Raw genomic sequence first — 26,948 nt, 5'->3', positions numbered from 1 at the left:
CCGCGCGCGGGCCGGGCTGTGCCCCGGGCGCGCCTAGGATGGAGTGCGTGTTCCGCATCCTCTTCTACACGCCCGAGATCCCGGGCAACACCGGCAACGCCATCCGGCTCTCCGCCGTGACCGGCTCGCACCTGCACCTCGTCGAGCCGCTCGGGTTCAACTTCGAGGACGCGAACCTGCGCCGTGCCGGCCTCGACTACCACGACCTCGCCCACGTCACCGTCCACAGGACGCTCGAGGACGCCTTCGCGGCGCTGCTGCCCGCGCGGGTCTTCGCGTTCACCTCGCACGGGGACACCCCGTTCGCGGACGTGGCCTACGCCCCGGGCGACGTGCTCTTCTTCGGCCCCGAATCCGTGGGGCTGCCGCAGGAGGTCCTCGACGACCCACGGGTCACGGCGCGCGTGCGCCTGCCGATGCTCCCCTCACGGCGCTCGCTCAACCTCGCGAACTCCGCCTCGATCGCCGTGTACGAGGCGTGGCGGCAGAACGGGTTCGCGGGCGCCCAGCTCTGAGCCTCAGAAGCCCGCGATCGTCTCCGGGTTGTTGACCGAGACCACGTGGAACTCCTCGGCGGACGCGCCCGGGGCGAGCCCAGCCTCGAGCGCCGACGCGCCCATGCGCGAGCGCACCGACTCCTCCATCGCCGCAACATCGGGATGCTGGCTGATGTGGATCTGGAGCGCGGCGATCTTCGTGTCGACGAAGCCGCTCACGTCCGTGTAGTGGTTGGTGCGCTCCTTGGGCCCCGCGTACAGCCACAGCCACGGGAGCCGGTAGGCGTCCAGTCCGGCCTCGGCGAGCTCGGGGTACGCATACGGGTTCTCGAGCGCCGGGTACACCGCCCGGGTGACCGCCTCGCCGCACGCGAGGTGGTCGGGGTGGGACTTCTGGATGCGGTCCCAGTTCCGTTCGGGGTGCATCGCGAGCACGACGTCGGGGCGCACCCGCCGCACGAGCTCGACCACGTCGCGCATCACCTCGTGGTTCGGCTCCAGGTAGCCGTCCCGGTAGCCGAGGAAGTGCACGTCGGCGACGCCGACGAGGGCGGCCGCGCCGCGCTGCTCCTCGTGGCGCATCGCCACGATGCCCGCGCGGTGCTCGGGCTCGAAGCCGCCGGCGTCGCCGTCGGTCATGATGCAGTAGTGCACCTCGACCCCGGCCGCGGCCCAGGCCGCGACGGTGCCCGAGACGCCGAAGTCGAGGTCGTCCGGGTGGGCGCCGAAGGCGACGACGCGGCGCACCCGGTGGCGCTCCGGGTCGAACGGGCCTGCTGCCCCCGAGGCGCCCCGCGAGGCGCCGGTGTGCTCGGCAGGGGCCATCAGCCGCGGCGCCTCTTGATCTCTGCGGTCGCCTGCGGCAGCACCTCGAACAGGTCGCCCACGACGCCGAAGTCGGCGATCTCGAAGACGGGCGACTCGGGGTCGGAGTTGACGGCGACGATGACCTTGGCGGTCTGCATGCCCGCCTTCTGCTGCACGGCCCCGGAGATGCCGGCGGAGATGTAGAGCTGCGGCGACACGGTCTTGCCGGTCTGGCCGACCTGGAGGTCGTGGCTGACCCAGCCGGCGTCGGCGGCGGCACGGGAGGCGCCGACCGCGCCGCCGAGTGCATCGGCAAGCTCCTCGACCGGGCCGAAGTCGCCGTCGGTCCCTCGGCCGCCGGCCACGACGACGCGTGCCTCGGTGAGGTCCGGGCGCCCGGAGCTGGCCTTCGTGGCCCGGCCCGTGATGCGCCCGGCGCGTGCGAGCGCGTCCGCGGGGACGGCCACCGGGATGACCGTGGCAGCGCCCGGTGCCGGCGTGCCGGGGGCCCCGAGGTCGAGGTTCGCCTTGAGCGTCAGGATGGAGACGGGGCTCGTGGCCCGTGCGCGGTCCTCGTAGGAGCCCGCGAGGACCGACTTGTGGGCCGTGCCGTCGGGCTCGAGCCCCACCACGTCGGTGATCACGCCGGCACCGAGCCGCACGCCCAGCCGGGCCGCGGTCTCCCTGCCGGCCGGCGAATTGTCGAGCAGCACCGTGCGCACCGGGCGCCCCTGCGCCTCCGAGGCGGAGACGACCTCGGCGAGCCACGCCGCGGTGGGCCCCACGAGGTACTCGGACAGGTCGGCGCCGTCGGGGACGTACGCGGCGGCCGCGCCGTTCTCGCGCAGCTGTGCGGCGAGGGCCTCCCCGACGGGCGCGGTCGCGGCCACGGACACCGTGCCGAGGAGGCGCCCCGCGGCGAGGAGTTCGAGCTGGGACTTCTTCAGGGACTCCCCGATGCCGTCGAGGACCACCAGGACATTCGCTTCAGTCATTGCCTTCTCCCTCAGATGAGCTTCTGCGCGGCCAGGAAGTCGACGAGCTTGACGCCCGCGTCGCCCTCGTCGGTGATGATCGTGCCGGCGGCGCGGGGCGGCCGGGGCTGCGCCGACTCGACGGCGGTGAGGGAGCCAGCGGTGCCGACCTGGCCGGCGTCGAGCCCGACCTCGGCGAGCGAGAGCGTGGCGATCTTCTTCTTCTTGGCCGCGAGGATGCCCTTGAAGTTGGGGTAGCGCGGCTCGTTGGCCTGATCGGTCACGGACACGAGGGCGGGGAGCCCGGCCTCGACGGTCTCGGTCACGCCGTCGCCGTCGCGCTGGATCGTCACAGTGCTGCCCGAAACCTCGAGCGAGGACGCGAAAGTCAGCTGGGGCAGGCCGAGGTGCTCGGCGAGCTGGGCGGGCACGAGGGAGGTCTCGCCGTCGGTCGAGGCCATCCCGGTGATGACGAGGTCCACGTCGCCGAGCGTGCGGATCGCGGCGGCGAGGGCGAGCGAGGTGGCCCACGCGTCCGATCCGGCGAGCGCCTCGTCGCTGAGGTGCACGCCCGAGCTCGCGCCGATCTGCAGGGCCTTCTTGAGCGCGTTGGCGGCGTCGGGGCCGCCCATGGTCAGCGCGATGACCTCGTTGCCGCCCTTGTCGCCGCCGCGTGCGTCCGTGAGCTGCAGCGCGGCCTCGAGGGCGTACTCGTCCAGCTCGGAGAGGATGCTCTCGGAGCGGTCGAGGGTGCGCTCAGGGCCGATGTGACGGTCGAATTGCGCATCAGGGACGTGCTTGACCAGCACGACGATCTTGAGGGTGTCTCCCACGGTCCAAGGCCTTCCATGCTCGCGTACGTGCCACGGGCGGGGACCGTCCGCGGCAGGTGCGCCCGGATCGCCCGCGGGCGCGACTGCGCCGCGCGCGGCGTGCATGCCGGGCACGCCCTAGCTAACCACACGCGCCGACGAATGCGCTGCCCCCGCCCGGGTCTGTGTCCCTCTGCGGCTCCCGCGGGGCGGAGGACGCCCTCGACGGACGACGGCGCGCCCCGGCTCAGTGCCGGGGCGCGCCATCGTGCGGGGTTCGGGAAGGAACGCTGGGGACGAGGGGGCTACTTGGCGGCGCCCACCGTGACGTCGAGGTCCTGGGACTGGCCGTTGCGCAGGACCGTCACCTTGGCCGTCGAGCCCGGCGCCTGCTCGTGCACCGCCGCCGTGAGCTCCGAGGCGTCACCGATGGGGCGGCCGGCGAACTTCGTGATCACATCGCCCTGGTGGATGCCCGCCTTGTCCGCCGCGGAGCCCGAGGTCACCGACACCACCTGGGCACCCGTGGAGAAGGCCGAGCTGGTGCCGCTGGCGGACTGGGACTGGACCGAGACGCCGAGCTGGCCGTGCGTGGCCTTGCCGTTGGCGATCAGCTCGTTGGCGATGCGGTGCGCGTAGTTCGCGGGGATGCTGAAGCCGACGCCGATGTTGCCCGACTCCGACCCCGTGCCGGAGCCCGATCCCGTCGAGGCGATCGCCACGTTGATGCCGATCAGCTGGCCCTGGCTGTTGACGAGCGCGCCGCCGGAGTTGCCCGGGTTGATGGCCGCGTCGGTCTGGATGACGTTCAGGCTCACGGTGCTCTGGGGCGACTGCCGCTGCGTCTGGCCGCCGCCGGGAGGCGCGAACTGGAAGCCCTGGCCGCCGTTGTCCTGCGAGTTGTCGCCGCCGTTGGGCGCCGCCGAGGACTGGACGGAGATCGTCCGGTTGAGGTTCGAGACGATGCCGTCGGTGACCGTGCTGTCCAGGCCGAGGGGGGCGCCGATGGCCACGGCGATGTCCCCGACGTTGAGCTTGCCCGAGTCGCCGAAGGTCACCGGGGTGAGGTTCGCGCCGTCGACCTTCACGACCGCGAGGTCGCTGAGCGGATCCGTCCCGACCACCGAGGCCTTGTAGACCGAGCCGTTGTTCGCGCGGACTTCGATCGTGGGGTTGGAGACCTGGCCGTCGAGGGTCACGACGTGCGTGTTCGTAAGGATGTGGCCCTGGTTGTCCAGCACGACCCCCGATCCGGTCCCCGAGGAGTTGCCCGAGGAGACGCCGATGGTCACGACGCTCGGGGATGCCTTCGCGGCGGCCGCGGTCACGGCGTTAACGCTGTCCTGGTTGTTCACGATCACCGGGCTCGAGTCCTGCGACTGGGACGCGGAGCTGGTGAGGTGCGGGGCCCAGAGGCCCGCAGTCCCTGCCGCGACGCCCCCGCCGACCAGGCCGGCCACGAGCATGCCGCCCACGAGCACTCCGGTTCCCCAGCGGGCCTTCTGCCCCTGACGCTGGTTCGCGGGACGGAAGAACGAGTTGCCGGAATTCCCCGGGTGGCCCTGCTGGCCGTACTGCGGCTGGCCGTAGGGGGCCGGTCCCTGCGGAGGCCCGTACAGCGGCGCGCGCTGGCCGTACTGGGGGGCCTGCTGGCCGTACTGCGGGCCCTGCTGCGGGCCCTGCTGGCCGTACTGCGGCGCACGCTGGCCGTACTGTGGACCCTGTTGGCCGTACTGCGGACCCTGCTGGCCCTGGCCGTGGCCCGGCTGGCCGTACGGGGGAATCGGCTGGGTCGGCTGGTCCCGGCCGGCCTGCGGCCGCTGCTGCGGCTGCGTCGGCTGCTGGGGGGCGGGGCCCTGCGCGTGCTGGGCGCCCTGCCCCGTCCCGGGGGCGCCGGCAGGGGGAACGGCCGGCTGCCCCGGGGCGTCGGCATGGTCGCGGGGGTCGGGGGCTCCCGAGCCGGACTGCGCCGGACGGGGATCGCTCTCGTTCATCACTGATGTCCTTTCCCTGAACTCCTTACCACTATGGTCCCCCAAGCTGTGCCGGACGCTTCTGTTCTCTGGAAGCTTGCTGGGAGTCTGCCGAAAGCGCTCCTGTTTCACTCCGGGCGCAGAGCCCCGCCGTGCGGGCTCCTCCGGCCGCCCCTAGAATCGAGGTACGTGAGACAGCCGCCGACGGCCTGATGCGCTGTGGGGGCTGCGCGGACCGGGGCCCATGCCCCCGAACGAGGCGAAGGATTAGCGCATGTGCTCGACGGCGAAGACCCTCCTTGCTGGCCTCGCGGCGGCGATCCTCCTGCTCGTGCCGGCCGTGGCGCCCGCATGGTCCGCCGACCCGGTGACGATTCCGTCCGGGACGAACATCGTGGATCCGCAGGGCGCGCTCGGCTCGCGGAAGGACGAGGTGCAGAAGGCTATCTCCGATCTCCTCTCCCAGCACCGTGTGAACCTCTACGTGGTCATCGTGGACTCCTTCACGAACCCAAGCGACCGGACGGCCTGGGCCCAGGCTGTGGCGAAGAACACCGGCATGGGCGGCTCCGACGTGCTCCTCGCCATCGCAACGTCCGGCCAGTACCAGCTGGTGGCGAACACCCAGAACGCCGCCATATACCCCAAAATCTCGACCATCGCCCAGAACGCCGTCACCCCGAATCTGGCCGGCGGCAAGAAGGACTACGCCCAGGCAGCCATCGATACCGCGAAGGCCACGGGCGACGCTGCCGCCGGAGGCAGTGGGAACGTCTCCTCGGGTTCGGGGGCGACGCCATGGCTCGTGGGCGGCGGGGTGGTACTCGTCGGGGCCGGTGCGGCGTACTTCATCTCCCGCAGGCGCAAGGGCGCGTGGAGCCAGCCACAGGGCCAGGCGGGGCCTGCCCAGGGCGAGCCGGACCCCCTCGCGTCGCTGAGCGTGGACGAGCTCGGCACGCGGGCGGCCGGCCTCCTGGTCCGCGCCGACGATGCAGTCCGCTCGAGCGAGCAGGAGCTCGGCTTCGCCGAGGCCTCCTACGGCTCGGACGCCGTGGGCAACTTCACCAGGGCCCTCGCCGAGGCCAAGGCCCACCTGGCGGAGTCCTTCAAGCTCCAGCAGCAGCTCGACGACCATGTCCCCGACACCGAGGCACAGCAGCGGCAGTGGCTCGGCGACATCATCCACCGCTCCGAGGCCGCCATCGCCTCGCTCGCAGAGCAGAAGGCGGACTTCGACGCCCTCCGCGAGCTTGAGCGGAACGCCCCGGCAGCCCTCGCCGAGGTGGCCAGGGGCGCCGCCGAGGCCGAGTCCCGCCTCGCCGAGCAGAAGGAGACCCTCGCGCGCCTGCAGGCCGCCTACGCGGAGTCCGCGGTCAAGCATGTGTCCGACAACGTCACGCAGGCCCAGGAGCGCCTCGCATTCGTCGAGAACGCGTCCGCGACGGCGCGGGAGAAGCTCGGCCAGTCGCAGACGAGCCCGGCGGCCATTGCCGTCCGGGCGGCGGAGGAGGCCCTCCATCAGGCCCGGGTCCTGCTCGAGGCGATCGGCAAGGCGGCCTCGGCGCTCGATGACGCCCGTTCCAAGGTCGACGCCGCGCTCGCGGACACCCGGAGCGACCTGGCCCAGGCCCGAGCCTTGACGGGAGAGGGACAGCACCCCGAACTCGCGGGCCCGATCGCGGCCGTCGAGGCAGCACTCGGTACCGCCGAGCGCGAGCGCGCTGCGGAGAAGCCCGACCCGATCGCCCTCCTGCAGCGCGTAGAGTCCGCCCACACGCAGCTGGACGCAGCGCTCACGGGGGTCCGCGACCGCCAGCAGCAGGCGCAGCGGGCCGCCGCTGCGCTCCAACAGGCGATCCAGTCCGCGCAGGCGCAGATCAGTGCCGCGGGCGACTACATCGCGGCGCGGCGCGGCGGAGTCGGCACGCAGGCCAGGACTCGGCTCGCCGAGGCACAGCGCAATCTCGACTACGCCCTCTCGATCGCTGCCGGTGACCCCGCGAGCGCCCTCGCGTATGCCCAGCAGGCCAACCTGCTGGCGGCGCAGGCGGCACAGATCGCCGAGCAGGACGTCGACCAGTTCGCCGGCTGGGGCGGCGGCCCCGGCCGCGGCGGAATGTTCGGTGGCGGCGGCCTCGGCGGCGCGGTGCTCGGCGGCATCATCATCGACTCGATCCTGCGCGGAGGCCACCATGACGGCGGCGGCTGGGGCGGCGGTGGCTTCGGCGGCGGCTGGGGCGGCGGGGGCGGAGGATTCGGCGGCGGAGGCGACTTCGGCGGCGACGGCGGCAGCTTCTAGGCCGCACCGGGGGAAACGCAGATGCTTTCCACCAGTGACCTTCAACGGAACGAAAGGGAGCACCATGGCAAAGCAGTCCATCTTCGGGCGCATCGCACAGCTGGCCAAGGCGAATATCAACGCGCTGCTGGACCAGGCGGAGGACCCGCAGAAGATGCTGGACCAGATGGTCCGGGACTACACGAACAACATCGCCGAGGCTGAGGCGGCGATCGCCCAGACCATCGGCAACCTCCGGATGCTCGAGGACGACCACGCCGAGGACGTCAAGGCGGCTCAGGACTGGGGCAACAAGGCCCTCGCGGCCTCCCGCAAGGCGGACGAATTCCGCGCCGCCGGGAACGCTGCCGACGCGCAGAAGTTCGACAACCTCGCGAAGGTGGCCATCCAGCGCCAGATGTCCTCGGAGAACGAGGCGAAGGCGGCCGAGCCGACGATCGCCACCCAGAACGAGGTGGTCGAGCGCCTCAAGACCGGGCTCGACCAGATGAAGGGCAAGCTCAACGAGCTCACGGCCAAGCGCAACGAGCTCGTGGCCAGGGCCAAGACCGCGCAGGCCCAGACCCAGGTGAGCGATGCGCTCAAGAGCATCGACATCATGGACCCGACGAGCGAGGTCGCACGCTTCGAGGAGAAGGTCCGGCGGGAGGAGGCGAGGGTACGCGGCCAGCAGGAGCTCGCCGCCTCGAGCCTCGACGCCCAGTTCAACCAGCTCGAGGACCTGGGCGAGCAGACGGAGATCGAAGCACGCCTCGCCGCCCTCAAGCAGGGCGCCTCCCCCACAGCACTGGGCACTGGGGCGGGCCAGGCCGCCGCTGCGCCCGCGGTCGAGGAATCCGACCTCGACAAGCTCTGATGCGTTCGGCGCGGTGCCGGGCTGCCGGCACCGCGGACATGAAGTGAGGCCCCGGACCTGATGGTCCGGGGCCTCACTTCGTCAGTTGCGGGGGCAGGATTTGAACCTACGACCTCTGGGTTATGAGCCCAGCGAGCTACCGAACTGCTCCACCCCGCGGCGTGCCTCCAACTCTAGCAGCGGGGTGGACGGACGGCCAAATCCGCCCCCGAGGGCCCGGCCCCGGGGGCTACTTGCTCGGCGTCGGAGTCGGTGCAGGGCTGGCCGTCGACGAGCCGGACGGGCTGCCGCCCGACCCTGCGATCTTGGCCTCGGCATCCATCGCCCGCTGGACGGCCGCGCTCAGCTTCTGCTGCGCGTCGCCGTAGGCCGCGAAGTTGCCCGCCGCGAGAGCGGCCTGCCCGTCCTTGATGGCCTGGCTCGCGTCCTGCAGGGCTGCCTGGAGGTCAGTCTGCGCGGTCTTGGACGTCCCGGTACCCGCGGAGGGCTGGGGGCTCGGGCTCGCGCCGGCCTGGCCGTTGTTGCCCGAATCGCCCGCCTTGGCCCCGGAGTTGCCGCCGAAGAGATCGTCGAGCGCCTTGTCCAGGGTCGGAGCGAAGCCGATCTTGTCCCCGAAGGCCACGAGCACCCGCTGGAGGGTCGGGTACGAGGTAGAGCCCGTGGACTTGACGTAGACGGGCTGGACGTAGAGCAGGCCGCCGCCCACCGGCAGGGTCAGGAGGTTGCCATTGAGCACCTCGGAGGCGCCCTGGCGCAGGAGGTTGAGCGCCTGCGAGACGTTCGTGTCCGAGTTGAAGGTGTTCTGCACCTGGCCGGGTCCGGGCACCGACGTGTCGGTCGGGAGCTTCAGCAGCGTCAGCTTCCCGTAGTCATTCCCCTTCACCCCGGACTTGCTCCCGGCATTCGAGTCCGCGGCGAGATAGCCGTACATGACTTCGCGCGAGGAGCCGCCTTCCACCGTCTGGGGGATGAAGCTCGAGGTCAGCTGGAAGGACGGCGTCTGCTGGCCCGGCATCTGCAGCGTCATGTAGTACGGGGGCTGCTTCACCCCGCCGGACTTCACGGTCGGATCGTTGGGCACGCTCCAGACGTCGTTGTTCTTGTAGAAGTCGCCGGGGTCCGTCACGTGGTACCGGGTGAGCAGCTCACGCTGGACCTTGAAGAGGTCCTCCGGGTAGCGCACGTGGCTGATGAGCCCCGCGGACATGTCGGAGATCGGCTTGACGGTGCTCGGGAACACCTTCTGCCAGGCCTTGAGCATCGGGTCCTGGTCGTCCCACGCGTACAGCGTCACCGAGCCGTCGTAGGCGTCCACGGTCGCCTTGACGGAGTTGCGGATGTAGTTCACCGTCGCCTGCGGCAGCTGGCTGGCGCGCCCGGCGGCCGTCTGGGAGTCGGCGGTGATCTGCTGGAGCTGCTGCTGCTGCGAGTACGGGTAGTACTGGCTCGTCGTGTAGCCGTCCACGATCCACTTCACGCGCCCGTCGATCACGGCCGGGTAGGCATTGCCGTCGATGGTCAGGTACGGGGCGACCTTCTGCACCCGGTCGCGCGGGTTCCTGTCGTACAGGATCTGGGAGTCCTGGTTCACGCCGTCCGAGAAGAGGAGGTCGGTGCTCTGGAACTTCATGGCGTACATGAGCTTGTTGAAGATGTTGCCGACGTTCGGGCCTCCGTTGCCCGAGAACGTGTACTGCGTGTCCCCCGCGCTGCCCTGGGGCTTGTCCTGCTCGCGGGGCTGGGTCCCGGCCGGGCCGCCGACGATCGAGTAGTCGGGCGAGTACTCGCCGAAGTAGATCCGCGGCTGGTACGTCGAGTCGTTCCCCAGCACCCCCGTCGAGGGGATGCTCGACTCCATGAACACCGGCTTGCCGTCCACCGTGGCCGTGTTGCCGTAGGCGGCCACGACGCCGTAGCCGTGCGTGTAGACAATGTGGTTGTTGTACCAGGACTGCTGGCTGGGCGAGAGGCCCTGCGAGTTGAGCTCGCGCACCGCGATCACGGTGTCCTGGGTCTTGCCGTTCACCGAGTAGCGGTCCACGTTGAGCGAGGGGGCGAACTGGTAGTACGGCCGGTACTGCTCGAGCTGCTGGAAGGTCGGGGACACGAGGGTCGGGTCGAGGAGCCGGATGCTGGCGGTGGTCTGGGCGTCCTGGCGCAGTGCGCCCTGGGTCGCGTCGGTCGTGGCCTTGTAGTCCTGCACCTGCACCTTGTCGAGGCCATAGGCGGAACGCGTCGAGTTGATGTTCCGCTCGAGGTAGGGAGCCTCGGCGCTCTGCTCCGACGGACGGACCTGGACCTGCTGGATGACCCAGGGGTACACGCCGCCGGCGAGGATGCCGGTGATCACGAGCATGGCGGTGCCGATGAGCGGCAGGCGCCAGCGCCCGATGACCGCGGCGACGATGAACAGGACCGCGACGATGGCCGCGGCCACCGCGAGGATGGCCTTGGTCGGGATGACGGCGTTGACATCGGTGAAGAGCGCACCGGAGACCCGGCCTGAGGAGTCGAACACCGCGCTGTAGCGGTCGAGCCAGAAGTTGACCGCGATGAGCAGCAGCAGCGCCGCCCCGGAGATGGCGAGGTGCAGCTGCGCAGCGCGGGCCATGTAGACCCCGCTCTCGCTGATGCGGATCGACCCGTAGAGGTAGTGCGTGAGCACGCCCGCGATCCCGGCGATCACGACGACGCCGAGGAGGAAGCCCACCACGGTGCCGAGGAAGGGCAGGGTCATCGTGTAGAAGCTGATGTCGAGGTGGAACTGGGGGTCCTGCACACCGAAGGCCACCTGGTTGAAGAAGAGCGCGGCCTTCTGCCACTGGCTTCCCGCCGCCGCCCCGGCGAAGAGGCCGAACACGATCGGCACTGCCGCCATGACGATGCGCCGGACCGGCTCGAGCTGCTCCTGGTAGCGGGCCATCGTGTCGTGGCTGGACGGATCCGGGGCGTACACGGGTCGCGCCCTGTACGCGGCGCGCATCACGCCGTAGACCGCTCCGGCCATCACGAGCCCGGCCACCAGGAAGACGGCGGCCCGGATGGCATTCTGCCGCAGGAAGACCTGCAGGTAGCCCAGCTGCTGGAACCACAGGACGTCGGTGTACACGCCGGAGAAGATCACGAACCCGACCGCGAGGACGACCACGATGACGATCGTCGGGATCAGGGCCCCCCGACGGCGGCGGAGTGCGGTCGGTCTGCCTTCGGGGCGGGATGTCACGGCGTACCTCGTTGCTCTGGGCTCGATTCGTCGGCGCTCGGCTCCGCGGACACGCATGCGGAGCACAGCGCTGCTCTTAGTCAAGCACGCGCGGCGCCGGACCACAGTTCCCCGTGCCGCGCGGATCAGCGATAACGATTCGGCCTCGGCCCGGCCGCCCCGGACTCCGTCAGCCGGCCGTGCACTGGGGCAGCGACGCGGGGTCCTTGCCCTGTGCGTAGGCCTCCACCGCCGAGCGGGCCTCGGCGAGGGTGGAGACCTTGACGACCGCCAGGCCGTCCGGGACGTGCCCGACCACCTCGCCGCAGTTGGCGGCGGGGGCGAGGAAGAGCGTGGCGCCTGCGGCGCGCGCGCCGAACAGCTTCTGGTCGATCCCGCCGATCGCCCCGACCGATCCGTCGGGGTCGATGGTTCCGGTGCCGGCGATGTTCCTGCCGCCGGTCAGGTCTCCGGGGGTCAGCTTGTCGATGATCCCGAGTGCGAACATCATGCCCGCGCTGGGGCCGCCGACCCTGTCCAGCTCGATCTGGACGTCGAAGGGGAAGCTGTAGGTGTAGCGGATGCCCACGCCCAGGATCCACTTGCCCTGGTTCTGGGCTGGCGTCACCGTGGCTGTCGCGGGCGAGCCGCCGCGGTTGACCGTGACCTCGACGGGCGCGCCCTTGCCCGCAGCGAGGGTCTGCTGCACGACAGCAAGGGAGGTGGCCTTCTGGCCGCCGACGCTGACGAGCCTGTCGCCCACCTTCAGCTTCCCGGAGGACGGTGAGCCGTCGGCGATCGAGGCGATGTTGAGCTGCTGCTCGTAGTGGATGCCCAGGGCGCCCAGCGCGGCGGCGACCGAGGTCTGCTCAGAGTCCTGCATGAGGGAGGCGTTCTCATCCGAGACCTGCTGGCGCGTGGTTCCGGGCGGGTACACGACACGCTGCGGCAGGATGCCCTGGGAGTGGTCGAACCACGAGCGCGCAAGGTCGATGAGACCCACGTCGCTGTTGGGCCCGCCGTTGACGTAGACGGTGGTGAGGTCGAGCGAACCGCCGGCCGGGTACGAGGGGTGCCCGCTGATCGAGATGACGTCCTTGCCCCCGGTCTGGCCCAGCGTGTTGTACGCAGGCCCGGGCGACTCCACGACGTAGGGAACCGGGACGGAGACCACCGTGGCCCCCAGCACGAGCGCCGCGAGCCCGGAGGTCACCGCGGCGAAGGTGCGGCCGCTGCCCGGCGCCTTCGGGGAGCGGGGCGCCCGGGGTGCGCCCGCGCCGTCGTCCGGCTGCCCGCCGTCCTCCTCGGGAACTGCGGGTGGATTGACCACGTCTCGCGCCGCCTTCCGGGTGCTCGCACCGCCTCGCGTCGCCGGGACCGGAGGACGCGGCCGCCGCGGTCCTCCGCGGCGGCACGCCCCAGCCTACGACGCCGCCGCTCGCGGGCGGTGCAGCGGCGGGTGTGCCGACAGCGAAAGGGAGCCACCGGCCGAAGACACGTCCGCGAGCGCCGCGGTACCGTGAGGATGTCCCCAACCACCAGCACTGATCGGCGGCACGATGACCACACCAGAGAAGCCCTCGGGCCACGACGACGAGCCCCAGGACCCGCTGGCCGAGCTCTTCGGAAGGCTCATGGGCGGTGCGGGCGCCGAGGGGTTCGACCCCACGGAGATCGCCAAGGCGGCCGGCCTCCCGAGCGATCCCAACCTCCTGCGCCAGATGTTCGAGCAGGTCCAGGCCATGATGTCGGCCTCCGCCGGCGAGGGCCCGGTCAACTGGCAGCTGGCCCACGACCACGCCCGCCGCACCGCCGCCTCGGCCTCCGACCCCTCGGTCTCCGCGGCCCAGAACCGCGACGTGGACGAGGCCCTGCGCCTGGCCGAGCTCTGGCTGGACAAGGCGACGGACCTTCCGGGCACGGGCCTCATCGGCCGCGGCTGGTCGAGGGCCGAGTGGATCGAGGCCACCATGGGCACGTGGCGACGGCTGACCGAGCCCGTGGCCAACAGCATCGCCACGGCCCTCTCGACCGCCCTGAACGAGCAGATGCCCGAGGAGATGAAGGGCATGCTCGGCGGCGCGTCCTCCATGCTCACCAACATGGGCGGGGCGATCTTCGGCATGCAGCTCGGCGCGGCCATCGGCGCGCTCTCGGGCGAGGTCGTGAGCTCTTCCGACATCGGCGTCCCGCTGGTCGACCTCGAGATGGCGCTCCTGCCGGCCAACGTGGCGAAGTTCGGCGAGGGGCTCGGCCTCCCCGAGGGCGACGTCCGGCTCTACCTCGCCGTCCGCGAGGCGGCCCACGCGCGCCTGTTCATGCACGTGCCGTGGCTGCGGGCCCATCTCCTCGGCGCCATCGAGGACTACGCCCGCGGGATCCACATCGACGTCTCCAAGATCGAGGAGCTCGCCCACGGGATCGATCCGAGCAACCCGGAGTCGATCCAGGAGGCCCTCCAGGGCGGCGTGTTCATGCCGCAGCGCACGCCGCAGCAGGATGCCGCCCTGGCCAAGCTCGAGACGGCGCTGGCCCTCGTCGAGGGGTGGGTCGACGAGCTCACGGCCACGGCGACCGAGGGCGTGCTGCCCTCCGCCGCGGCGCTCCGCGAGGCCGTGCGGCGTCGCCGCGCCACGGGCGGGCCGGCCGAGCACGCCTTCGCCTCGCTCGTTGGCCTCGAGCTGCGGCCCCGCCGGCTGCGCGACGCCGCCACGCTGTGGAAGTCGCTCGGCGACGAGCGCGGGATCGCCGGACGGGACGCGATCTGGAAGCACCCGGACCTGCTCCCCACCACCGAGGACCTCGACGACCCGCAGGGGTTCTCCGCTCGGCGCTCCCAGGCCGAGGCCCAGGGCTCGGAGGTCGACGAGGCCCTCGAGAAGCTCCTCGCCGGGGGCTTCGACGAGCCGGCGGAGCCCTCGGACGCCAGTGAGCAGGAAGACGAGGGCGGCGGTCACGAGGACGGCGGTCACGAGGACGGGACGGACGACGGCGGCACTCCCCCGGGTGCGCCCCGCGCCTAGCGCGCGGCGTCAGACGCGCGCCAGCCGCCTGTTCGGGGCAGGGACGCGCTGAGGGAGCCGGCCGCACCGCGGCCGGCTCCCTCTGCGTGTCAGTCGATGCCTTCGGTGATCTGGCCGAAGGGGACGGACTCGTCGAGGTGGGCCTGGAGCTCGTGCGGCTCGTTGAGGACCACATGGACTCCGCACACGGGGTCGGCGGCCGACTGGAGCAGCACCGGACGCACCGTGTCGATGAACTCGGCGCTGCGGCCCTCGAGATACTTGGCGTAGCTGGCTGGTAGCTGGCTCATGGCGAGATTCTAGGCGTCTTCTTCGTCGTCGATAAGGTCCCAGCCCCTGCCCTCGCCGTCCGAGGCGTCGCCGCGCACGGACCCGGCGAACGCCACCCCGGCGAGGAAGGCCTTGGCCTCGGCGAGCCTGGGGTACGCCTCGACGAGCTGCCAGAACTGGGGGCCGTGGCCCGAGACGAGCAGATGGGCGAGCTCGTGGACGATCACGTAGTCGACCACCCACTCCGGCATGCCCTGCAGTTCGTGGGAGAGGCGGACGGTCCGCTGGCTCGGCGTGCATGAGCCCCAGCGGCGGCGCTGGTTCGTGACCCAGCGGATGGATGCGGGCTCGGTCCGGCCGCCGAAGTACCTCTGCGACAGTACGGCGGCGCGCTCCGCGAGGGCCTCGTCCGAGTGCGCGCCGCGGCGTCGCGCGGTGTCCTGCTGGAGCCGGGCGACCATGCGCTCGACCCAGTGCGCCTCCTGGGCGCGGGTGAAGGCGGCGGGGATGGCCACGACGGCCGTGCTGCCCTCCCAGAACGCGGAGACGGTCTTCCTGCGACGGCCCGACCGGCGCACCTCGACCCGCGGCATGCCCTCGGCCGGCGGGAGAGGCTCCTGGCCCGCGGCGCGCCGGCCCTCACGCGCCACGGATCAGCTCCAGGATCGCCTCGCCGTAGCGCTCGAGCTTGGCCCGGCCGACTCCGGCCACCTGGGACAGCTCGTTCAGGCTCGCGGGCTTCGCCTCCGCGATGGCGGTCAGGGTCGCGTCGGTGAACACGACGAAGGCCGGGACGTCCGCCTCGCGGGCCTGCTCGAGGCGCCACGCCCGCAGCGCCTCGAACGTCGCCTCCTCGTAGGTGGGCGGGCAGTCGGAGCAGCGGCCGACCTTCCGTTCGGCCCCCGTCGAGAGGATCGTCCCGCACACGCGGCACGTGGTGGGCCCCTTGAGCTCGCGGCGCTTGCGGGGGCTGCGTTCGGCGTGCGAGGACGTCGAGCCCGCGGGCCGCAGGCCGTCGAGGAACCGCGACGGACGGCGGTGGGCGCGCCCACCGGGGGTCCGGGACAGGGACCAGGACAGGTGGAGGAACTCCCGGGCCCGGGTGATCCCGACGTAGAGCAGGCGGCGCTCCTCGTCCACGGTCACGGGCGTGTCGGCGAAGGAGATCGGCACGAGGCCCTCGCTCAGCCCCACGAGGAACACGGCGTCCCACTCGAGGCCCTTCGCGGCGTGCAGCGACGCGAGCGTCACGCCCTGGACGGCAGGAGCGTGCTGGGCCGTGGCCCGCTCCTGCAGCTCGGCCACGAACTCGGGCAGCCCGAACCCTTCCCCCCGTGCGGCCGAGAGCTCATCGGCGAGGGCCACGAGGGCGGCGAGCGACTCCCAGCGCTCGCGCGTGGCGCCGCCGCCCGTGGGCGCCTGCTCGGAGTAGCCCAGCGAGGACAGCACATCGCGCACCCGCTGCGCCATCGGCACGCCGTCGTCCGCCTGCGCGCGGGCGGCACCGCGGAGCTGCAGGAGCCCGTCGCGGACCTCGCGGCGGTTGAAGAACCGCTCGCCGCCGCGCAGCTGGTAGCCGATCCCGGCCGCCGCGAGGGCCTGCTCGAACGCCTCGGACTGGCCGTTGGTGCGGAACAGCACGGCGATGTCCTTGGGCTCGGTCCCCGCCTCGACGAGGGCGGCGATCCGGCGGGCGACGGCACTCGCCTCCGCTTCGTCGTCGGAGCACTCGGCGAATTCGGGCTCAGGCCCGCTGGGCCGCTGCGCGATGAGGTTCAGCGGCTTCGCCCACCGCGCGTCTGCCGCAGGGCCTGCTGGGCGGCGGGCCGCGAGCAGGTCGTTGGCCAGGCGGACGACCTGGGGCGTGGAGCGGTAGTCCCGCACGAGGCGGATCATGGCGGCGTCCGGGTGGCGCTTGCCGAACTCGAGGAGGTGCGTGCTGGTGGCTCCGGTGAAGGAGTAGATGGTCTGGCTCGCGTCGCCGACCACGCACAGTTCCTCGCGGCCGCCGAGCCACAGCTCGAGGAGGCGCTGCTGCAGCGGGGAGACGTCCTGGTACTCGTCGACGACGAAGTGGCGGTACTGCTCGCGCACGGTCGCGGCGACCTTCGGGTCCTCCTGCAGGATGCCGACCGTGATGAGCAGGACGTCCTCGAAGTCGATGAGGTTCCGGTCCACCTTGACGTCCTCGTAGGCCTCGAAGAGCCGCGCCACGGTGGCCGGCTGGAGGCCGCCGGGCTCGCCCCGGCCCGCGGCGCCCTCGAGATAGGTCGTGGGCGTGAGCATCGAGACCTTGGCCCACTCGATCTCCGAGGCGAGGTCGCGGATCGCGGCGCGGTCCACGGTGAGGCGCAGCCGGCGCGCTCCCTCGGCGATGGCCTGCGCCTTGTGCTCGAGGAGGCTCGGGAGCGATCCCCCCACGGCCTGCGGCCAGAAGTACTGCAGCTGCCGCAGGGCGGCGGCGTGGAACGTGCGGGCCTGCACGGCGCCCACCCCGAGGTCGCGCAGGCGGCTGCGCATCTCGGCGGCGGCCCGGGCGGTGAACGTGACGGCGAGGAGTCGCTGGGGCGAGTACACGCCCGAGTGGACGCCGTAGGCGATGCGGTGGGTGATCGCCCGCGTCTTGCCGGTGCCTGCGCCTGCGAGGACGCAGACCGGCCCGTGCAGGGTGGTCGCGACCTCGCGCTGCTCCTCGTCCAGGCCGCCGAGGAGCCGCTCCTCGAGCGTTCCGCCCACGGCCTGGGCGGTCTCGGGACCGCTCACTGGGCCGCCGCCTCCAGTTCGTTGATGTGGCCGCCGAACCACCTCTCGATGAGGGCCCGAGAGATCGACAGCCGGCTCGGCAGGTCGATCTCCCCGGACCCGGCCGCTGCAGCCAGCTCCTCGCGGGTGAACCAGCGGGCCCGGAGCACCTCGACGCCGTCCGGTTCGGCGACCTCGTCAGGCGTGCGGGCCGTGAAGCCGAGCATGAGGGACGCGGGGAAGGGCCAGGGCTGCGACCCGAGGTACTGGCACTCGGTCACGCGGACCCCGACCTCCTCGAGGACCTCCCGGGCCACGGCCTGCTCGAGGGACTCGCCTGGCTCGACGAACCCCGCGAGGGTCGAGAACATCGTGGAGCGCATGCGCGCCCCGGTGGCGAGGAGCACGCGGTCTCCCGGGCCGACCACGGTGACGATGATCGCAGGGTCCGTGCGGGGGAAGTGCTCCGAGCCGTCCTCGGGGCACTGCCGCACCCAGCCGCTCTGGATGACCTGCGTGCGCGCGCCGCAGCGGGGGCACCGGGGGTGGGAGGCATGCCAGTTCGCGATGGCCGTCGCCTCGAGCAGGATGCCCGCCTCCACGAGGTCCAGCCCCGGCCCCGATTCGCGGAACCCGGCCCAGTTCGTCTCCTCGGGCAGCAGCCCGGCGCCCTCCTGCGCGGGCTCGGACATGACGGCGGAGACCGGCTCGACCGGCTCGTCGAGGACCACGAGGACGATGTCGGAGCCCGGCGCAGCGTGAGCGGTGGTCCGCTCCTGCGGCAGCCGTCCGAGGTACACGACCAGGCCCTCGAGCCACTCAGCGGGCAGGGACCGTGCCGGCAGGAAGGCGAGGTGCCCGCCGTCGTGCGCCGCGCGGCGCTGCGAGTAGAGCACCGCGAGCGTGCCCGGCTGGCGGACGAGCTGGCCGAGGAAGCCAGGGTCGGCCCGTTCCGCGGACCGGCGGTCGAGCGCCTCCGCGGCCGCGGGGAGGAGCCGGTCGGCGAGCAGCCCGGCTTCTGGCCCCGCGCCGTCGAACGCCGCGAGCGCGGCGCCGGTAGCAGGGGGCTGGGGAGACGGGAACGAGCCGGAAGTCATAGCCACTACGGTACTGAGCCGCTCCGACACTCGCACAACCGGCGGGGCACCGGTTCGGCGTGGGTCCGTGCCCGCAGCGGCGCAGCGGGCTAGCGTGGAGAGGGTGAAACGCACTCCGCTCGAGCTGGCCGCCATCGCCACCGCCGCCGTCCCCGGACTGCAGCCGACCGCCGTGGCGGCGTCCCCCGATGACGCCACCGACTTCGACGCGGCGCTCCTGGAGACCGCGGACGGGCGCGCCTGGCGCATCCGCTGCCCGCGCGGCACGGAGGCCAGCGCACGGCTCGAGACCGAGATGACGGTGCTGCGGGCCTTCGACCCCGCCGTGCGCGCGGAGCTGCCGTTCCAGATGCCTGCGGTCGCCGGGACGGTGCGCATGGACGGGCTGACCACGTGCGTCTACACCAACCTCACCGGGACGGTCCGCGACCTCGACACGCTCGCCTCGGGCAGCGACCGGCTCGCGCGGGAGATCGGGACGACGCTCGCCGCCATCCACGGCCTGCCGCAGGAGCTCGTCGACAGCGCCGACCTGCCCTCCTACACGGCCAACGGCTTCCGGCAGCGGCGCCTCAACGAGCTCGACCAGGCGGCCACGACTGGCAAGATCCCCGCCGTGCTCCTGCGCCGGTGGGAGCAGGCTATGGAGGACGTGACCCTCTGGCGGTTCAATCCGACGGTGGTTCACGGCGACCTCCACGAGGACAACCTGCTCATCGACGATGACCGTGTCACGGCCGTGACGGGCTGGACGGACCTGCGGATCGGCGACCCGGCCGACGACATCGCCTGGCTCGTCGGATCGAACGAGCCGAAGTTCATCGATGCGGTGCTCGCGGCCTACCACGAGGCACGCAAGGAGCCGGTGGACCCGCAGCTCGCGCGGCGTGCGGCCCTGGCCGCCGAGTTCGCCCTCGCCCAGTACCTCGTGAAGGCACTCGCCCTCGGCGACCAGGAGGTCGCGCGGGACGCGGAGGCGATGCTCGCCGAGCTCGCCGCCGACATCGAGGCGAGCGAGGCGGCGGAGGCCGAGGCTGCAGTCACGTCCCGGGACGGTGTAGCCGGCGCGGGCACCGAGGCTCCGGCCTCGGAGGGCGGGCAGCCGGCGGCCGAGCGCCCGCGCACGGCAGACCCGGCCCCGGCGACCGACGCGATCCCCCTCATCACGGACGGCCGCAACGGCTGAGGCCACGCCTGTCTGATTCGGGCCCTCGGCACCCGCCGGGGCCAGGGGTCACTCCAGCGCGGAGGCGACGATCGCTTCCAGCTCCGCCTCGGTGGCGAGCGCTTCCGGTCGGACCACCGTGCCGTCAGCGAGGTAGCAGAACGCGGCCCTGATCTCCTCTACGGGCGTGTCCGTGAGGCGCGACCAGGCGAGGCGGTACACGGCCAGCTGCACGGACCGGGCCTTCGCCTCGGCACCCCTCGGAGCCTTCCCGGTCTTCCAGTCCACGAGGTCCCACCGGCCGTCGGCGTCGCGGAAGACGGCGTCGATGCGTCCGCGCACGACGACGGGCCCCACCTTGGTCTCGATCGGCACCTCGACGTGTGCTGGACTCCGGTTCGCCCATTCCGTGCGCTTGAACGCCTCGACGAGCGCCCCCAGCTCATAGGCCTCGTCGACATACTCGTCCGAGCTGTCGAAGCCCTCGAGGTCCAGCATGGCGCTCGTGCCGAAGTGCTCCTCGACCCAGGCGTGGAAGGCCGTCCCCCGGCGTGCGGCCATCCCGGGCCGGCGCGGGACGGGCCGGCGCAGCTGGCGGACGACGGCGTCGCGGTCCTCGCCGAGCGCCACGAGCGTGGACGCAGAGACGTGCTCGGGCAACCGCACGCCCGAGCCCTCGTGGGCGCGGGCCCGCTCGGCCAGGAGCAGCTCGGCCTCCCGCGCCCACTCCCCCTGTCGGCCTGTCGCCGGGTGCGGGAGGTGGGGACCGGCCCCGCCGTCATGGATCTCCATCAGGACGCGGCGCGCCCCCGCCTCGACCGCGTCGCGGCGGCCGGGCGAGAGGCTGCGGCGGGCCCCGGTGGCAGCGTCGACTGGCCCCTCGAGCGGGTCGTACGGCCACAGCGACCGCTGGGCCTGGGCCTGGAGCGGGTTCTCGTCGGGCAGGTCGGGGTCCTCCACCCAGGCGAGCACCTCGAAGCCGTGGGCATCCGCGCCGGCGCGCAGCTCCTCGAGGAACGGCGATGCCGGCAAGGGCTTGGAGCGGGTGCTGCTCCAGGCGAACCCCGTGGCCACGAGCAGTGATCGCGCGCGGGTGAAGGCGACGTAGGCCAGCCTCCGGTCCTCGCGCTCGGCGTGCTCCGAGGCGTCCTCGGCGAGCTGCTTCTCGGCGTCGACCCAGCCCTTCTGGTCGGCCTGGTCCGTGTCCCACGCGGGCAGGTCGGCCCGGTCGCCGCGCAGGGGCCACGGCAGGGCGGACTGCCCGGCCGTCCACCTGTCGTTGCCACCGGAGGGGAACATTCCGCGGTTGAGTCCTGTCACGGCCACCGCGTCCCACTCGAGCCCCTTGGAGGCGTGGACCGTGAGAAGCTGGATCGCGCCGGGCGAGGGCTCGCCGGGAGCCATGTCGAGCCCGGACTCCTCCTGCGCTGCGACTTCGAGCCACGCGAGGAACGCGAGCAGGCCGGGCTCGGAGGACTGCGCGAGGAATGACGCCGCCGCCTCGGCGAAGGCGTCGAGGTTGCGGCGGGCCCGGTGCACCGAGGAACCCGGCCTGGCGGCAAGCTCGATGTCCAGCAGGAGCGCGCGCTCGACGTGCGAGATGACGGTGCCGAGGTCGTCCCCGGAGACGGTGCGCAGCATCCGCAGCTCGTCGCGCAGCCGGGTCAGGCGGGAGAGCGCCTCGGGGCTGAGCTGCCTGCCTGCCCCCGACGTCCAGCCCGGCCGGGGCAGCCGGTCGATGGCCTCCACGAGGCTCGAGGCCTCGGCCAGGTCCCCCTCGACGAGGACCTCCTCCGCCGTGCCGGGCGCATCGAGGTCCTGTTCCTCCGGGCGGGCGGCGGCAGTGCGGAGGGCTGCGAGGTGGTGGGACCAGTCGGCGAGTGCCATGAGGTCGGCCGGCCCGATCCGCCAGCGCGCCCCGGCCAGGAGGCGCATCAGTGCATCGGATCGGCCAGGGTCCGCGATGACCCGCAGCGTCGAGACGATGTCGATGACCTCCGGGGTGTCGAGCAGGCCGCCGAGGCCGACCACCTCGAACGCCATGCCGCGGCGCTCGAACTCCCCACGGAGCGCCGCGAACTGCGAGCGCTTCCGGCACAGGACCGCCATCGTCGGGCCGGTACCCGGCGCCTGCTCGGTCGGGGCCCAGACCCGTGCGAAGGCCTGCAGCTCGTCGGCGACGGCCCGCGCCTCGCCGAGCTCGTCCACGAAGCGGCCGAGCCGGACGCGGCCGGGGCCGGCGCCAGGCCGGGGCTCGAGCGGCTGCACCTCGATGCCGGGTGCGCCGGCAAGGTAGGCCGGAGGCGAGGCGAGCGGGGCGGCTACCGTGTTGGCGGTCGCGAGCACCGTGGTCGAGTTGCGCCAGGCCGTGGTCAGGTGGCTGGTCCAGGCAGGGGCGAGGCCGGTTCCCTCCCGCCGGGGGAACACCCTCGGGAAGCTCTCGAGCTGGCCGGCCGAGGCGCCGCGGAAGCCGTAGATCGACTGGTTGGGGTCCCCGACGGCGGTGACCGAGTGGCCGTCCCCGAAGAGGGAGGAGAACAGCACGAGCTGGGCGTGGGAGGTGTCCTGGAATTCATCGAGGAGGACGGTGCGGTACTGGCTGCGCAGGAGCCTGCCGGCCTCTGGCACCGTGGCCGCGATGCGGGCGGCGAGCGCCACGAGGTCGCCGTAGTCGAGGACGCCCCGCTCGCGCTTCGCTGCGGCATAGCGCTCGGCGAGGCCCGCGACCATGGCGCGGGTGCGCAGGGTGGTCAGGAGTGCGGCGGCCCCGGCCGGCTGTCTGCCTCCGCGCCCGCCCGGGGGGAGCCCCTCCAGCCGCGCGGACTCCTCCTCGAGCCACGCCGCGACGTCTCCGGGCTCGCGCAGATGCTCGGCACAGTCGCCGGCCAAATGCAGCACCGCGGCGATCAGGCTGCTCTTGGCGGGGAAGCCGCCCCAGGTGCCGCCGTCGTACGCCTCGACCACGCGGGCGGCGAGCTGGAAGGACTGTGCAGGCCCGAGCAGCACCGCGTCGCGCTCGACCCCAAGCCGGAGGCCGTGATCCTGCACGACGGTGTTGGCGAACGAGTGATAGGTCGACACGGTCGGGTCGAGGGCCTCCTGCTCCCCCGCCTCCGGCACGACGCCGTCGGCGCCGCGCCGGGCCAGCCGCGCGAGGCGGGCGAGCTGGGCGCGGATCCGCGCCGAGAGCTCCCCGGCCGCCTTCCGGGTGAAGGTCACGCCGAGGACCTCGTCGGGGCGCACCCACCCGTTCGCGACGAGCCAGACCACGCGGTCGGCCATCGTCGCCGTCTTGCCGGACCCGGCCCCGGCCACGACGAGGCGCGGTGCGAGGGGCGAGGAGATGATCGCCGACTGCTGGGCCGTGGGGCGGTGCTGGCCCAGCAGGTCGGCGAGCTCCTCCGGGGTGAACCGCGGTTCCGGCAGCTCGGCGGCGGTCTGAGGGCGAGCCGCTTCGCTCACTCGGTCACCTGCCGTCCTCGCGCGCACAGCGGGCAGATATCCGGGAGCCGGCAGCCCCCGGTGAACCCGCCGCCGGGCTCATGCCGGGCCTCGAAGTGGTCTCCCGCCATCACCTGTGCGGCGTGCTCGACAAGCTGGACGGCCCACGCGGCGTCTTCGAGCGCCGCCTGCTGCTGGACGGTGAGCTTGACGGTCCCGTCCCCCAGCTGGACGAGTTCGGCCCCGCCGGGGACGGGCTCCCGCGGGAGGGCGCCTTCTGCGCCGAACGCGCCGGCGGCGACGGCGACCTGGTACGCGGCCAGCTGGGCATGCTGCTCGAGGTCCGCAGCCTTCGGCTTGCGGCGCCCCGTCTTGAGGTCGACGACGACCAGCCGGCCGGACTCGTCGAGCTCGAGCCGGTCCACCTGGCCGCGCAGCACGGTGCGGGCGGCGATCTCGGCCGTGCCCACGGTCCCGAGGGGCGCCTCGAAGTCGATCTCGACGCCGAGGAGCTCGCGCCCGTTCACGCGGACGTACTCGGCGAGCTTGCGGACCATCGCCTGTGCGCGCTCGAAGTCGAGCTCGCCCTCCCAGGTGTCGGCGAGGCCGAGGCTCGACCAGCGCCGCTTCAGCTCTGCGAGGTAGTCGGCCGAGGTCCCTTCCGGGAGGTCTTGGGCGATCGCATGCACGAGCGTGCCGAGGCTCCGGGCGAAGTCGGTGGCGGCTTCGCCCCCGGCCGCGGAGACGAACCAGTCCAGGGGGTTCTTGGTCGCGGTCTCGACCTTGGACGGGGAGACGTAGACGGTGCCGTCCACGGGCACCACGGGGCCGGTGCTGCTCAGGGGGGCGAGCCCGTACCACTGGCCGGGGTGGGCGCCCGGGGCGTCGGCGGCGGCCAGCGCGGCGAGCAGGGTGGCGGCGTAGGGCGCGTCGGGGTCGTCGGCCTCGACGGACTGCCGGAGCTCCGCGACCAATGGCCTGAGCCCCAGGGTGCGGGGCACCTCGGTGTAGGGGCGCATGGTGACGCCCTCGGGCAGCGGGTCGACGTAGTCCAGGAACGGGGACGGGATCTCGTCCTCCGTGGAGGCCGCCGTGCACACGAGCCGCTCGGACGCGCGCGAGATCGCGGCGGAGAAGGAGCGCAGCTCGTCGTAGCGGATGTCCTGGAGCCTGGAGCGGGTCGTCACGAGCAGGGCTGAGACCACCCCGAGGTCCAGGCAGTCCGCGAAGAGCGTGCTGCCGAGGAGCTCGCCCCGCAGGCGCGTGTTGGGCCAGACGCCGTCCTGGAGCCCTGCGACGAAGACGAGCCGCCACTCGCGGCCGGCAGCGCTCGCGGGGGTGAGGAGCTCGACGGCGTCCTCGGCCTGGGCGCGCGGCGCGAGGGTGTCCATGGGCAGCTCCTGCTCCGTCAGGTAGTCCAAGAACTGCCCGGGGGATGCTCCGGGGAGCCTGTCGACGTAGCGCTCGGCGGTGTGGAACAGGGCCATGAGGGCGTCGAGGTCCCTGTCCGCGCGCAGCCCGAGCGGGCCGCCCGAGACGGCCAGCGCGTACCACCGCTTCGAGAGGGCGGCCGAGTCCCAGAGTGCCCACAGGACCGTCTCGGCCGTCGCACCGGGTTCCTCGGCGGCCGCCCGGCCCCTCGCGATCATGCGGGCGATCCGGCGCGCCGCGCTGGCCTCGACACCGAGTGCGTCGAGGGTGCCCGGGACCTCGAGCGCCTCGACGAGGAGTGCGTCGCTGGCGCGCCCTCCGCCGGCGGCGAGCTCGATCTGGCGGAGGGACTGGCGCAGGCGCCGCAGCTCGAGCGCTGTCGCACCGCCGATGCGGGAGGTCAGCAGCTCGACCGCAGTCTCGGCGGTGAGCTCGTCGGGGCGCAGCGCGACGCGGAAGGCCGTGAGGAGCGGCCGCACCGCCGCCTCGTCGCGCACCGCGGTCTCGGCCACGGGGACCTTGACGGGAATCCCCTGGCCGGAGAGGAAGCGCTGGATCTGCTCGAGCCGGCCGCCCGACCTGACGATCACGGCCATCTGCCCGTACTCGACGCCGCCGAGCAGGCGGGCGTCCTGGATGCGGTGGGCGAGGTAGCGCAGCTCATGGAGCGCGGAGTGCAGGACGTGCGCCTCGGCGGCGGGCGGCGTCTGGTCCCCCGGCTGGCCGGTGGTCGGCGTCGGGACGAGCCTCCGGGCTGCCTGGCCCCCCGGCACCGCGGAGATCCGCTGCGCGACCCCGTGCCACGCGGCGGCGATCCCCGCCGGCAGCCGGTGGGAGGTGCTCAGGGACAGCTCGGTGACCGTGCCGAGGAGGGCGCGCAGGCTCGGCACGAGACCGGGCCGCGCTCCGCGGAAGCCCTGCACCACCACGTCGGGGGCGGCCGTCGCGATGAGGTCCCGGCCCTGGGAGAGGACGGCGAGGAGTTCGAGGACCGACGGGCTGGACTCCTGGACGTCGTCGACGCAGATCAGGCCGAGCCGGGCCCTTTCCTGTGCGAGCAGCTCGGGGTCCTCGAGCAGGATCATGCGGGCGGCCGTGATGATGCCCGCGGGGTCGAAGGCCTCGGGCATGCGCAGTTCGAGGACGTCGCGGTACTCGGTGTACAGCTGCGCGGCCGCGACCCACTCGGGGCGGCCGGCGCGCACGCCGAGCTCCGCCAGCTCGTCCGCCGTCGTGCCGTATTCGGTCACGCGGTCGAACAGCTCTCGCACCTCGTGGCGGAATCCCCGGGTGGGCAGGGCCGCCTCGAACCCCTTGGGCCAGGCCGGTCCGCGGCCTGAGGCTCGGTGCCCCTCGAGGAGCTCCTTGACGATGAGGTCCTGTTCCGCCCCGGACAGCAGGCGCGGAGGCCGGGTGAGCCAGTCGAGCCGGCCCTCAGCGCGCGCCCGTCGGATGAGGTCGAAGGCGTAGGACTGCCAGGTGCGCGCCGGCGGGGCGCTCAGGCTGCGGTCCAGGCGCGCGGTGAACGCGTCGCGCAGTCGGGCGGAGGCCGCCCGGGCGGGGGCGAGGAGAAGGACGCCCGCGGGGTCCAGGCCGTCGCGCTCCACGCGGGTCGCGGCGGCCTCCACGAGGACCCGGCTCTTGCCGGCGCCCGGAGCGCCCCACACGAGCACTGGCCCGCTTCCGCGGCGCAGGGCGAGCACGGCGTCCTGGTCCGGCGAGGGCGTGAAGGACTCTGCCGCCGCGCGGCCCTTCGGCGCGAGGAGTGTCAGCTGCGGGGCCGATCCAGCGGGGGCAGGCCGGGCAGCTGGGGCGGCGGCCGGGGTGGCGATCGCTGTCATGGTTCCATTCCACCGTCGGAGTCCGACAGTTCTGCCGCGCCGCCCCGGGACCGGTGCAGACTCCGCTCGAGCGCCTCGGCGATCGCCTCGACCGCGTCGAGCTCGTCGTCGGTGGGCACCCAGCGTGCCCGGGCGATGTCCACCCGCCACGGCCCCCGGTGCGGCTCGCCCCTCAGCGGCGTCCCTTCTTCGAGGTAGTGCCGCAGAGCGCGCTCCTCGTGGGCTTCGGGGGCTGCGCCGCTGGCCTTGAGGACGCGCCACCAGCCGACGTCGCCGCTGTAGCGCGCCATGACGGACCCGACCTGCCGCGGGCCGCCGGCGCCGAGAAGTTCGGCGACATCGCCATAGGCCAGCACCGATCCCGGGGGCACGAGCTCGACGACGGCCAGCACCGCCTCGACGAACTCCTCCCGCATGCTCCCACCCTAGCGGCCGCCGGGGCCTGCTTCCCGCTCCCCCGCTGGAGGCGCCCGGCGTGCCTGCGCGAGAAGTGTCGGACCTGCCGCCTAGCGTGGTGC

General features: G+C 72.8%; 18 protein-coding genes and 1 tRNA gene. 5 read left to right on the top strand and 14 right to left on the bottom strand.

The features are described 5' to 3' along the window. The first annotated feature begins 47 nt into the window (after positions 1–47). Positions 48–515, top strand: coding sequence for a tRNA (cytidine(34)-2'-O)-methyltransferase (locus J2W21_RS14670; protein WP_307115248.1), 468 nt, complete (start codon positions 48–50; stop codon positions 513–515). A 3-nt stretch (positions 516–518) separates the two neighbouring features. On the opposite strand, the gene J2W21_RS14665 is transcribed toward J2W21_RS14670, so the two are convergent. The 4 genes from J2W21_RS14665 to J2W21_RS14650 form a co-directional block, all read right to left on the bottom strand. After that, positions 519–1,322: a PIG-L deacetylase family protein gene (locus J2W21_RS14665; protein WP_307115247.1), complete on the bottom strand. Its 804-nt coding sequence runs from the start codon at positions 1,320–1,322 to the stop codon at positions 519–521. Then, positions 1,322–2,299, bottom strand: coding sequence for an electron transfer flavoprotein subunit alpha/FixB family protein (locus tag J2W21_RS14660; protein WP_307115246.1), 978 nt, complete (start codon positions 2,297–2,299; stop codon positions 1,322–1,324). The genes J2W21_RS14665 and J2W21_RS14660 overlap by 1 nt, the downstream gene beginning before the upstream one ends. 11 nt (positions 2,300–2,310) lie before the next feature. After that, positions 2,311–3,111 (bottom strand): electron transfer flavoprotein subunit beta/FixA family protein, encoded by an 801-nt coding sequence (locus J2W21_RS14655; RefSeq protein WP_307115245.1) that lies wholly within the window; start codon positions 3,109–3,111, stop codon positions 2,311–2,313. A 284-nt stretch (positions 3,112–3,395) separates the two neighbouring features. After that, entirely contained in the window at positions 3,396–5,084 is a 1,689-nt protein-coding gene (locus J2W21_RS14650; RefSeq protein WP_307115244.1) for a S1C family serine protease, read from the bottom strand. Positions 5,085–5,337: 253 nt separating this feature from the next. Here J2W21_RS14650 and J2W21_RS14645 point away from each other — a divergent pair, with 253 nt between their 5' ends. Next, on the top strand, positions 5,338–7,362 hold the full coding sequence (locus tag J2W21_RS14645) for a TPM domain-containing protein (RefSeq protein WP_307115243.1): 2,025 nt from the start codon (positions 5,338–5,340) through the stop codon (positions 7,360–7,362). 64 nt (positions 7,363–7,426) lie between these two features. Continuing rightward, a complete protein-coding gene (locus J2W21_RS14640; RefSeq protein ID WP_307115242.1) occupies positions 7,427–8,218 on the top strand; it encodes a PspA/IM30 family protein in 792 nt (263 codons plus the stop codon). An 85-nt stretch (positions 8,219–8,303) separates the two neighbouring features. On the opposite strand, the gene J2W21_RS14635 is transcribed toward J2W21_RS14640, so the two are convergent. The 3 genes from J2W21_RS14635 to J2W21_RS14625 all read right to left on the bottom strand — a co-directional run bounded on the left by J2W21_RS14635 (position 8,304) and on the right by J2W21_RS14625 (position 12,750). Further along, a tRNA-Met gene (locus tag J2W21_RS14635) sits at positions 8,304–8,377 on the bottom strand. 70 nt (positions 8,378–8,447) lie between these two features. After that, positions 8,448–11,498, bottom strand: a complete 3,051-nt coding sequence (locus J2W21_RS14630) for a UPF0182 family membrane protein (RefSeq protein ID WP_373423116.1) — start codon at positions 11,496–11,498, stop codon at positions 8,448–8,450. Positions 11,499–11,610: 112 nt separating this feature from the next. Then, entirely contained in the window at positions 11,611–12,750 is a 1,140-nt protein-coding gene (locus tag J2W21_RS14625; RefSeq protein WP_307115240.1) for a YlbL family protein, read from the bottom strand. 229 nt (positions 12,751–12,979) lie between these two features. On the opposite strand from J2W21_RS14625, the gene J2W21_RS14620 reads away from it, so the two are divergent. Next, a complete protein-coding gene (locus J2W21_RS14620) occupies positions 12,980–14,443 on the top strand; it encodes a zinc-dependent metalloprotease (protein ID WP_307115239.1) in 1,464 nt (487 codons plus the stop codon). Positions 14,444–14,532: 89 nt separating this feature from the next. Here J2W21_RS14620 and J2W21_RS14615 read toward each other — a convergent pair whose 3' ends face one another. The 4 genes from J2W21_RS14615 to nudC are packed head-to-tail and all read right to left on the bottom strand — an operon-like array spanning position 14,533 to position 18,552. Then, a complete protein-coding gene (locus J2W21_RS14615; RefSeq protein WP_307115238.1) occupies positions 14,533–14,733 on the bottom strand; it encodes a hypothetical protein in 201 nt (66 codons plus the stop codon). A gap of 9 nt (positions 14,734–14,742) precedes the next feature. Then, on the bottom strand, positions 14,743–15,306 hold the full coding sequence (locus J2W21_RS14610; protein WP_307115339.1) for a M48 metallopeptidase family protein: 564 nt from the start codon (positions 15,304–15,306) through the stop codon (positions 14,743–14,745). 46 nt (positions 15,307–15,352) lie between these two features. Continuing rightward, positions 15,353–17,476: an ATP-dependent DNA helicase UvrD2 gene (locus J2W21_RS14605; RefSeq protein WP_307115237.1), complete on the bottom strand. Its 2,124-nt coding sequence runs from the start codon at positions 17,474–17,476 to the stop codon at positions 15,353–15,355. After that, positions 17,473–18,552, bottom strand: a complete 1,080-nt coding sequence (nudC, locus tag J2W21_RS14600; RefSeq protein ID WP_307115236.1) for an NAD(+) diphosphatase — start codon at positions 18,550–18,552, stop codon at positions 17,473–17,475. The genes J2W21_RS14605 and nudC overlap by 4 nt, the downstream gene beginning before the upstream one ends. 103 nt (positions 18,553–18,655) lie before the next feature. Between nudC and J2W21_RS14595 the strand changes: the two genes are divergently transcribed. Further along, positions 18,656–19,738: a phosphotransferase gene (locus tag J2W21_RS14595; RefSeq protein ID WP_307115235.1), complete on the top strand. Its 1,083-nt coding sequence runs from the start codon at positions 18,656–18,658 to the stop codon at positions 19,736–19,738. A gap of 48 nt (positions 19,739–19,786) precedes the next feature. Here J2W21_RS14595 and J2W21_RS14590 read toward each other — a convergent pair whose 3' ends face one another. Genes J2W21_RS14590 through J2W21_RS14580 form a run of 3 tightly spaced genes read right to left on the bottom strand, consistent with a single transcriptional unit; the run spans position 19,787 to position 26,846 of the window. Beyond that, the gene (locus J2W21_RS14590) at positions 19,787–23,179 is read right to left on the bottom strand and encodes an ATP-dependent helicase (protein ID WP_307115234.1); all 3,393 of its coding nucleotides are present in this window, start codon (positions 23,177–23,179) and stop codon (positions 19,787–19,789) included. Beyond that, complete coding sequence (locus J2W21_RS14585; RefSeq protein WP_307115233.1) at positions 23,176–26,430, bottom strand: ATP-dependent helicase; 3,255 nt, start codon at positions 26,428–26,430, stop codon at positions 23,176–23,178. The genes J2W21_RS14590 and J2W21_RS14585 overlap by 4 nt, the downstream gene beginning before the upstream one ends. Then, entirely contained in the window at positions 26,427–26,846 is a 420-nt protein-coding gene (locus tag J2W21_RS14580; protein WP_307115232.1) for an MGMT family protein, read from the bottom strand. The genes J2W21_RS14585 and J2W21_RS14580 overlap by 4 nt, the downstream gene beginning before the upstream one ends. Between the last annotated feature and the right edge of the window lie 102 nt (positions 26,847–26,948).

The organism is Sinomonas atrocyanea, from assembly GCF_030811715.1.
Classification (GTDB): domain Bacteria; phylum Actinomycetota; class Actinomycetes; order Actinomycetales; family Micrococcaceae; genus Sinomonas; species Sinomonas atrocyanea_A.
This window is presented reverse-complemented; position numbering and strand designations above follow the sequence as displayed.